At 61.7% G+C, this 8,184-nt stretch carries 9 protein-coding genes and 1 pseudogene; all 10 read right to left on the bottom strand.

Annotated features, from left to right (window positions below):
• Positions 1 to 736 (bottom strand): annotated as a pseudogene (locus tag HMPREF2736_RS10225) (HNH endonuclease); the annotation flags it as partial.
• 77 nt (positions 737 to 813) lie between these two features.
• A complete protein-coding gene (locus HMPREF2736_RS10220) occupies positions 814 to 1,638 on the bottom strand; it encodes a tetratricopeptide repeat protein (RefSeq protein WP_070829581.1) in 825 nt (274 codons plus the stop codon).
• A gap of 1 nt (position 1,639) precedes the next feature.
• Positions 1,640 to 1,942: an MTH1187 family thiamine-binding protein gene (locus HMPREF2736_RS10215; RefSeq protein WP_070452229.1), complete on the bottom strand. Its 303-nt coding sequence runs from the start codon at positions 1,940 to 1,942 to the stop codon at positions 1,640 to 1,642.
• A 21-nt stretch (positions 1,943 to 1,963) separates the two neighbouring features.
• A complete protein-coding gene (locus HMPREF2736_RS12055) occupies positions 1,964 to 2,251 on the bottom strand; it encodes a hypothetical protein (RefSeq protein WP_070421850.1) in 288 nt (95 codons plus the stop codon).
• Entirely contained in the window at positions 2,252 to 2,944 is a 693-nt protein-coding gene (gene nucS / locus HMPREF2736_RS10210) for an endonuclease NucS (protein ID WP_070829579.1), read from the bottom strand.
• 31 nt (positions 2,945 to 2,975) lie between these two features.
• Positions 2,976 to 3,437 (bottom strand): DUF2550 domain-containing protein, encoded by a 462-nt coding sequence (locus HMPREF2736_RS10205; RefSeq protein WP_083279365.1) that lies wholly within the window; start codon positions 3,435 to 3,437, stop codon positions 2,976 to 2,978.
• Positions 3,438 to 3,601: 164 nt separating this feature from the next.
• Positions 3,602 to 3,970 carry a F0F1 ATP synthase subunit epsilon gene (locus HMPREF2736_RS10200; protein WP_070569891.1) on the bottom strand — a complete coding sequence of 123 codons (369 nt, stop codon included), beginning with the start codon at positions 3,968 to 3,970 and terminating at the stop codon, positions 3,602 to 3,604.
• An 8-nt stretch (positions 3,971 to 3,978) separates the two neighbouring features.
• A complete protein-coding gene (gene atpD / locus HMPREF2736_RS10195) occupies positions 3,979 to 5,496 on the bottom strand; it encodes a F0F1 ATP synthase subunit beta (RefSeq protein WP_224212800.1) in 1,518 nt (505 codons plus the stop codon).
• 3 nt (positions 5,497 to 5,499) lie between these two features.
• Complete coding sequence (locus tag HMPREF2736_RS10190; RefSeq protein ID WP_070421847.1) at positions 5,500 to 6,468, bottom strand: F0F1 ATP synthase subunit gamma; 969 nt, start codon at positions 6,466 to 6,468, stop codon at positions 5,500 to 5,502.
• 47 nt (positions 6,469 to 6,515) lie between these two features.
• Complete coding sequence (atpA, locus tag HMPREF2736_RS10185; protein ID WP_070829577.1) at positions 6,516 to 8,180, bottom strand: F0F1 ATP synthase subunit alpha; 1,665 nt, start codon at positions 8,178 to 8,180, stop codon at positions 6,516 to 6,518.
• Positions 8,181 to 8,184 lie beyond the last annotated feature (4 nt).

Below are 8,184 nucleotides of genomic sequence, written 5' to 3'. Positions count from 1 at the left end.
ACAGATTCACCGCACCGGCCTGCGGATGAAACGCCGCTACTTCCAACGCATCACCGAACTGGGCGGCGAGAAACTCCGCACCGGTCATGGTGGTGCCATCGGTCATGGCCAAGAGCACATCATCACCATTGCCATCCAGGATGCACAGGTAATCCGGCAGCGGCACCAACACCGTCGGGCGAGGCGCTGCGGTTGCGACCTTGCCCTCGCCGAAGAAAATCCCGATGAGGTTCTCGGCAATCTGAGCAGCTGCAGGACGATCCTGATCAATCCCTAACCGCCCAGCGTGCTCCATATCGGAGATCTCCCGCTCGTCATAGGTTAAGTGCAGGGTGCGTTTGCCGTTTCGCGACGGACCGAACTTCGCCGCATCCACCGCAGGCTTCGTATCCGCCGGCACAAGCGTGCGTGCCGCCGCCTCAATCGCCCGGTAGCCACCCTCAACCTCAAGCAACGCCAGGCGCAGCGCCCACCGCTGGGAGGCATCCTTCACCGGTGCAATACGCCGCTCAATCAGCGCCAACTCATCCATGGAAAACGCCCGAGCACGCGTGCAGGCTACCGCTTGCTTGCGCGTGAACTTGGTGCGCCCGAAGTACACATCCCGCAGCCGCGCCCAGGCTCGCGCACGATCGGGTGCAAAGCCCGAGGCGAGTGCAACATCAAGGTCGAAGTCAGCCAGCGTCTCTAACGCTGCGGCCGACATCGCCTGCACTAACACCTCGAACGAATTCATACCCAAAACGCTAAACCAAAACCGCAAACCAGCGTTTCGAGCCTGTGAAATTTACGCAGATGCCCCTGTGGATAACTCTAAAACAGCGAGCTAGCGAGCCTCGTCCGCGCCGAAATCACGCGTGGGTCATCAGGCGCTAGCAACGTCAACAATTCCAGCAAACGCGCCTTCGCTCGCGGCTCGTTTTTCACCATTCCGAGCAACAGATCAAAAGCGCCCTCTGGGTCCCCGCCGACAAACTGCGCATCCGCTGCGAGCAGCTGCTGCTCTACCTCGTCTACCGGATCACCATCACTGCCCTGCTGATTCAAACGCTTGAGCACGGCGACGGTGTTCTTGGCTTGTTTGACATCGGAGTTGGTGGGGTCGTCGGCAAGGATGGCGTCGTAAAGCGCAGTTGCGCGATCGAAGTCGCCGGCGTTGAGGGCGGCGGTGGCGTCGTCGAGACGCGGATCCTGCGCAGGCTCCTCGCCACCAAGCCCCTGGAGTTGGCCGCCAAGCTGGGCAACGATCTGGCCGATCCACTGCTTCAACTGGTCGGCCGGCTGATTGCCCTCAAAGTTGGCCACTGGGCGTCCTGCGGCAAGCGCAACCACGGTCGGCAGCACGCGCACGCCGAGCATCTGTGCCACCTGCGGGGTAGCATCCGCGTCGATGTAGGCGACCATAAACTGCTGCTGCCCCGCCGCGAGCCGCTCGAACGTGGCCTTGAGCGCGACAGAATCTTCAGAACGGTCCGTGCCCACCATGAGGATCACAGGGATCTGCTTGGACCGCTCAAACGCAACCGCCTCAACGTTGGTGGCGTTGACGGTGACAAACGGCTGAAAGTCGCCAGGCTCAGGCTGCTGCGACAGCGCGCCTAAGTCAATAGCGCCGCCGGTGAACTGCGGGTTGGTCATGCTAATCCTCCAGGTGCTTGTTCAGCGACTCGATCTTCTGGTGCAACATGTCCGTGTAGCCGGGGCGGATATCAGCTTTGACCACCAGCGACACGCGTGGAGAAACCTCCTCCACCGCCTGGGTGGCACGCTTAATCACGTCCATGACCTCGTCCCACTCGCCCTCGATGGTGGTGAACATGGCGGTGGTCTCGTGCGGCAGCCCGGACTCCCGGACGACCTTCACGGCGCGTGCCACGATGTCGGACATTTCGGCGTTGGAATTTTCCGTCAAGGTCGGTGCGACCGAAAACGCTGCAATCATGCGGCCCAGTCTAACGCCCGCTTATCGACGACCCCAGCAATGCTTATGCCAATGCCTCCGATCATCGACTCCCCTGCCGGAATCCCGCGGCCATGCCACCACATGCGACACACCGGGAGGAATGTTCTGGTTGCACCCTGGACAAATGTAGAACTTCGTTGCGGCTGCCGAGCCGATCTGGCGGACCTTGAATATCTCGCCGTTCGTCCATTTCGGCCCCTCCATCTCCTGGGTGCCGATAAAGGTCGACCCGTCACGCGGCAGGACGTAGCGCGGCGACTGGTACTGGCGGCGATTCTTGCGTGGCATTTAGAACAATCGCAGTTCGTTCGATTCGATGCCGCGCAGTTCGTCGTAGTCGAGGGTCACGCAATCGAATCCGCGGTCGCTGGCAAGCGTGCGCGCCTGCGGCTTGATCTCCTGGGCGGCGAACACGCCACGCACAGGCCGCAGCAACTCGTCGCGGTTGAGCAACTCGACGTAACGGGAGAGCTGCTCGACGCCGTCGATGCCACCGCGACGTTTCACCTCCACCGCAACCGTTCCGCCACGCGGGTCACGGGCCAAAATATCGACCGGGCCGATCGCAGTTGGATACTCGCGGCGGACAAGTTCGTAGCCCTCGCCGAGCGTCGAAATATGCTCAGCCAACAACTCCTGCAGGTGTGCCTCGACGCCATCCTTGACCAGGCCGGGATCGACGCCGAGGTCACGTGATTCGTCGAGACGCACCTCTGCGATGGTGATACGCAGTTGCTCGCCCTTCGAATTCTCGACGATCCACAGCTCTTCGCCCGTATCCTCGCCATCCATATCAACAACATTTTCCACCCGCAGCGTGCACGGCGGCATCATCCAATTCAACGGCTTATACGCGCGGTCATCGGCGTGGACGGACACAGAGCCGTCCGCTTTCACCAGGATGAGACGCAGCGCTTCAGGCAGGTGGGCATCGAGGCGACCCACATAATCAACAGAACAACGGGCGATGACTAGACGCATGCGCCCAAGGGTACCGTTGCGACGAACGCCGCTAACGCTCGGTCTCTCGCTGGGCGCGCTCCTCAAGTGAGCGCATATCGGTGCGCTCGGCGCGTACGTCCGGGGCCGATTCAATCCACGAGATAAAACCCATCTGCGTGCGACGATCAGCAGCAAATTCGATACCGCCATCGGGCGAATCGACCTGCAGAATCTTCGCAATATCGGGCATAAACTGGCGCTCATCTGCCGTCACGTCCCGCAAGCCTGTGAATTGCAGCAGGCGTCGGTCCGCGACCATATCGTGCGTAAACGACAAAGAGCGCAGCTTGTAAAACAGCATGCGCTCCCCGTCATACCTCAACACACCATGGCGCCAGCCATGGATGCCTTCAGCCGGCATCTGGCGGATCATTGCACGGGAACCGCTACCGCGGACCATGCTGAACCGCCAAATGGCAGACGCCGCAAACGTGGCCACCACAAGCACAGCCACGGCAACGACGAACACCATTGTTTCAACCTCCAGACAGCGGGTAATGCGCAATATCTTAACGCCCTTTGTGTCTTTTATGCGCACGCTGCGCGAGTGGGGGCATAGAAAAACGCCCCCATCCGGATATGTATCCGGATGGGGGCGCTGGTCAGGCCGGCGTTACGCCTTCCTCGGCGCAGCGACTAGTGCGCGTTGCGACGAACGGCCGCCAGCTCCGCCTCCGAGCGAGCCTGTACGACCCTGTCCTCGTTGTCGAGGTTGGACTCTGCGACGGCGGAGTCAACCTCGTCGGCGAAGATGGCGTAGTCCGCGAGGACTGTCACCTTGTCGCCGACAACGGAGAGGAACCCACCCTGTACGGCCGCGACGATACGCTCGCCGCCGATCGGGCGGATGGTTACCACACCGTTGTCCTTGAGCTGCCCCAAGAGCGGCTCGTGCCCAGGAAGGATACCGATCTCACCCTCCGTAGTCTGAGCGGTGACGATGCTTGCCGGACCTTTCCAGAGCAGGCGGTCAACCGAGACCAGTTGAGCGGTAAGTTCAGCCATGGTTCCTCCTACGCCTGCAGCTTCTTGTATGCAGCCTCGACGTCGTCCAAGCCACCCAGGCCGTTGAATGCCTGCTCTGGGTAGTGGTCGAACTCGCCCTCGCAGAGCTTGTCGAATGCGTCGATCGTCTCTTCGAGCGGGACGTAGGAACCCTCGTCGCCAGTGAACTTCTTTGCGACGAAGAAGTTCTGGCCCAGGAAGCGCTGGATCTTACGTGCGCGCTGCACGGTGATCTTGTCTTCCTCAGAGAGCTCGTCCATACCGAGGATGGCGATGATGTCCTGCAGTTCCTTGTTCTTCTGCAGAATGCCGATCACCTTCTGAGCGACGTTGTAGTGACGCTCGCCAACGATGCCCGGCTCAAGGATGCGCGACGTGGAGGTCAGCGGATCCACTGCCGGGTAGATGCCCTTCGACGCGATCGAACGGGAAAGCTCGGTGGTCGCATCGAGGTGGGCGAAGGTGGTTGCCGGAGCCGGGTCGGTGTAGTCGTCAGCCGGCACGTAAACAGCCTGCAGCGACGTAATCGAACGGCCCTTGGTCGAGGTAATGCGCTCCTGGAGCACACCCATCTCGTCGGCAAGAGTCGGCTGGTAACCCACGGCGGAAGGCATACGGCCCAGAAGGGTCGATACCTCGGAACCTGCCTGGGTGAAGCGGAAGATGTTGTCGATGAACAGTAGCACGTCCTGGTTCTGCACATCGCGGAAGTACTCCGCCATGGTCAGGCCGGACAGGGCCACGCGCATACGGACCCCTGGCGGCTCATCCATCTGGCCGAAGACAAGCGCGGTATCCGGAAGCACGCCCATGTCCTCCATCTCGAGGAACAGGTCGGTGCCCTCACGGGTGCGCTCGCCGACGCCGGCGAAGACCGAAGTACCGGAGAACTCGCGTGCAATACGCGTAATCATCTCCTGGATCAGAACGGTCTTACCAACACCTGCACCACCGAACAGGCCGATCTTGCCACCCTTAACGTACGGGGTGAGCAGGTCGATGACCTTAATACCGGTTTCGAGGATCTCGGTCTTACCTTCGAGGTCCTTGAAGGCCGGCGGCTCGCGGTGGATGCCCCAGCGCTCACCGGTCTGGCCGACCGACGGGTCGTCCAGGCACTGGCCGAGTGCGTTGAACACGTGGCCCTTGACCTGGTCGCCGACCGGGACAGAAATCGGGTTGCCGGAGTCCGACACCTTGGCGCCACGGACGAGGCCGTCCGTCGGGGCCATGGCGATCGTGCGGACGAGGTTGTCACCCAGGAACTGGGCGACCTCGAGCACGATGGTGCGGGACATCTCGCCGAGGTCAATGTCGACCTCGAGAGCGTTGTACAGAGCGGGCAGCTCGCCACGCGGGAACTCCACGTCGACGACTGCACCAATGACGCGCACGACACGGCCGTTCTCAGAACCGCGCGGGTTCTGAGTGTTCTCGACCCGATCTGCGGTCTGGGTGTCGGCCTCAGGAAGCGCCGCACCCGCCAGATCGTCGTTGCGCTCATCAAAAGAGTGAGCAGTAGTCATGATTTAGTCACTTTCTCCACTACCGGACAGCGCACCAGCGCCGCCGATAATCTCGGTGATTTCCTGGGTGATCTTCGCCTGACGGACCTGGTTTGCCTCGCGAGACAAATCGTTGGCCAGTTCGGTGGCGTTATCGGTCGCATTCTTCATTGCCGTGCGGCGCGATGCCGACTCGGCGGCCGCTGCTTCCAGGAAGATCGAGTAGAGCAACCTGGAAACGTAGACCGGCAGCAGCTCATCCATGAGCGTGTCCGGGTCCGGCTCGAAGTTCATGTCCGGGCTGACTTCACCAGAGTTGGTCAGCATGTCTTCCTGTTCGTACTTGAACTCTTCCAGGACCGGCTCGATCGGCAGAAGCTGATCGACGCGTGCCTCCTGGGAAAGCATGGATACGAACTCGGTGTAGACAACGTGGACAACATCGAACCCGCGGACAGACTCGCCCGTTTCGCCGTTCTGGCGAAGCGGGACGGTGGCTTCGGAGCCAGCCATGTAGCCGTCGATGATCTGGTGGCGCACGTCGTGCGTGTCCTCCCAAGACGGCTGCTGCGAGAATCCGGTCCATGATCCCGCGACATCCATGTCACGGAACTTGAAGTGCGTCACGCCCTTATTACCGGTGACGTAACGAACCACCTCGTAACCTGCCTCGGTCAGCATGCGCTCAAGCTGCGCAGCCTTCTTCAGCACGTTGTGGTTGTAGCCGCCGGCCATACCGCGGTCAGAGGTGACCACGAGGATTGCCGCGACCCGGCCGTTCTCACGCTCGTGGAGCATGGGGTGGGCCAGGGAGCTCGCGGACGCGAGGCGTTCCATGACGTCTTTGAGCTCGTCGGCGTACGGCTTAGCCGCCTCGACGCGCTGCTGGGCCTTGGTGATCTGCGCGGTGGCGATCAGCTCCTGGGCCTTTGTAATTTTCTTCGTTGAGTTGACGGACCTGATGCGGTCACGCAATTCGCGAAGCGTTGCCATGGTGTTTCCTCCCTTCCTTTATGTAGTAGTCCTAGAACCGACTGGCACTAGGAGCGGCTGACGTTGAGCTGGTTCTTCGCAACCTGACCGGAGTCGAGCGGCTCCTGCTCAGCCTCGCGGACAATGCGCTCGCCGGAGGATGCCTGGAAGTTACGTGCCAGGTCCTCGTTGACGCGGCGGATTGCGGCCTGCGAGTCGTCGTCAAGCTGCTTGCCACCAGCGATCTGGTCGTAGACCTGCGGTGCATTGGCCTTGATGGCCTCGTGCAGCTCGGTCTCGTAGCGGCGGACGTCCTCAACGGGAACGACGTCGAAGACGCCTTCGTTGGCAGCCCAGATCGAGATGATCTGGAATTCCACCGGCTGCGGCGCGTGCTCGGACTGCTTCAGCAGCTCGACCAGGCGCTGGCCGCGCTCGAGCTGCTTCTTGGAAGCGGCGTCGAGGTCGGAAGCGAACGCTGCGAAGGCCTCAAGGTCACGGTATGCCGCAAGGTCCAGACGCAGGTTACCGGCGACCTTCTTCATACCCTTGGTCTGTGCGGCGCCACCGACACGGGACACGGAGATACCCACGTCAATAGCCGGGCGCACGCCCTGGTTGAAGAGGTCAGACTGGAGGAAGACCTGGCCGTCGGTAATCGAGATGACGTTGGTCGGAATGAAGGCACCGACGTCGTTCGCCTTGGTCTCGATGATCGGCAGTGCGGTCAGGGAGCCTGCGCCGAGCTCGTCGTTAAGCTTTGCGGCACGCTCCAGCAGGCGGGAGTGCAGGTAGAACACATCGCCTGGGTATGCCTCGCGGCCCGGCGGGCGGCGAAGCAGCAGCGAAATGGCACGGTATGCCTCTGCCTGCTTGGTCAGGTCATCGTAAATCACCAGGACGTGCTTGCCCTGGTACATCCAGTGCTGGCCCAGTGCTGCACCGGAGAACGGTGCGAGCCACTTAAAGCCTGCGGAGTCGGATGCCGGAGCAGCCACGATCGTGGTGTACTCCAGCGCACCGGCCTCCTCCAGCGTCTGGCGAACGCCAGCGATGGTGGAGCCCTTCTGGCCGACGGCGACGTAGATGCAGCGCACCTGCTTCGACGGATCGCCGGTCTCCCAGAACTCCTTCTGGTTCAAAATGGTGTCGATGCAGACCGCGGTCTTACCGGTCTTGCGGTCACCAATGACGAGCTGGCGCTGGCCGCGGCCGATCGGGGTCATGGCGTCAATCGCCTTCATGCCCGTCTGCAGCGGCTCTTCGACCGGCTGGCGGTCGAGAACGCCTGCGGCCTGGAGTTCCAGTGCACGCTCTTCGTCGGATTCGATTGGGCCAAGGCCGTCAATCGGCTGACCCAGGGGGTTAATCACGCGGCCGAGGAAGTTCTCGCCGACCGGGATGGAGAGGACCTCGCCGGTCCGCTTGACTTCGTCGCCCTCGGAAAGGGTCTCGAAGTTACCCAGCACCACGACACCGATGGAATCGGTCTCAAGGTTCTGGGCGACGCCGATGACGCCGTTGGGGAACTCGAGCAGCTCGTTCGTCATGCAGCCCGGCAGCCCAGAAACCTGGGCAATACCGTCTGCGGCCGAAGTCACCACGCCGACCTCCTCACGGGAGGCCTCCGCAGAGTAGCTCGAGGTGTAGTTCGCTATCGCGCTACGGATCTCATCGGAGGAGATCGTCAGCTCCGCCATGTTCTTCCTGCTCTCGGTAGTTTTATCCAGCATATTG

The sequence above is a fragment of the Corynebacterium sp. HMSC036E10 genome (genome assembly GCF_001836265.1).
Classification (GTDB): Bacteria; Actinomycetota; Actinomycetes; order Mycobacteriales; family Mycobacteriaceae; genus Corynebacterium; species Corynebacterium coyleae.
Note: the sequence above shows the minus strand (reverse complement) of the source record. Positions and strands in the feature narration are given on the sequence as shown.

Excerpts from the sequence above, each read along its gene's own strand:
- HMPREF2736_RS10200 (WP_070569891.1), bottom strand. The coding sequence starts at position 3,970 with ATGGCTGAACTTACCGCTCAACTGGTCTCGGTTGACCGCCTGCTCTGG.
- nucS (WP_070829579.1), bottom strand. The coding sequence starts at position 2,944 with ATGCGTCTAGTCATCGCCCGTTGTTCTGTTGATTATGTGGGTCGCCTC.
- atpD (WP_224212800.1), bottom strand. The coding sequence starts at position 5,496 with ATGACTACTGCTCACTCTTTTGATGAGCGCAACGACGATCTGGCGGGT.
- HMPREF2736_RS10215 (WP_070452229.1), bottom strand. The coding sequence starts at position 1,942 with ATGATTGCAGCGTTTTCGGTCGCACCGACCTTGACGGAAAATTCCAAC.
- HMPREF2736_RS10220 (WP_070829581.1), bottom strand. The coding sequence starts at position 1,638 with ATGACCAACCCGCAGTTCACCGGCGGCGCTATTGACTTAGGCGCGCTG.
- HMPREF2736_RS12055 (WP_070421850.1), bottom strand. The coding sequence starts at position 2,251 with ATGCCACGCAAGAATCGCCGCCAGTACCAGTCGCCGCGCTACGTCCTG.
- HMPREF2736_RS10190 (WP_070421847.1), bottom strand. The coding sequence starts at position 6,468 with ATGGCAACGCTTCGCGAATTGCGTGACCGCATCAGGTCCGTCAACTCA.
- atpA (WP_070829577.1), bottom strand. The coding sequence starts at position 8,180 with ATGCTGGATAAAACTACCGAGAGCAGGAAGAACATGGCGGAGCTGACG.
- HMPREF2736_RS10205 (WP_083279365.1), bottom strand. The coding sequence starts at position 3,437 with ATGGTGTTCGTCGTTGCCGTGGCTGTGCTTGTGGTGGCCACGTTTGCG.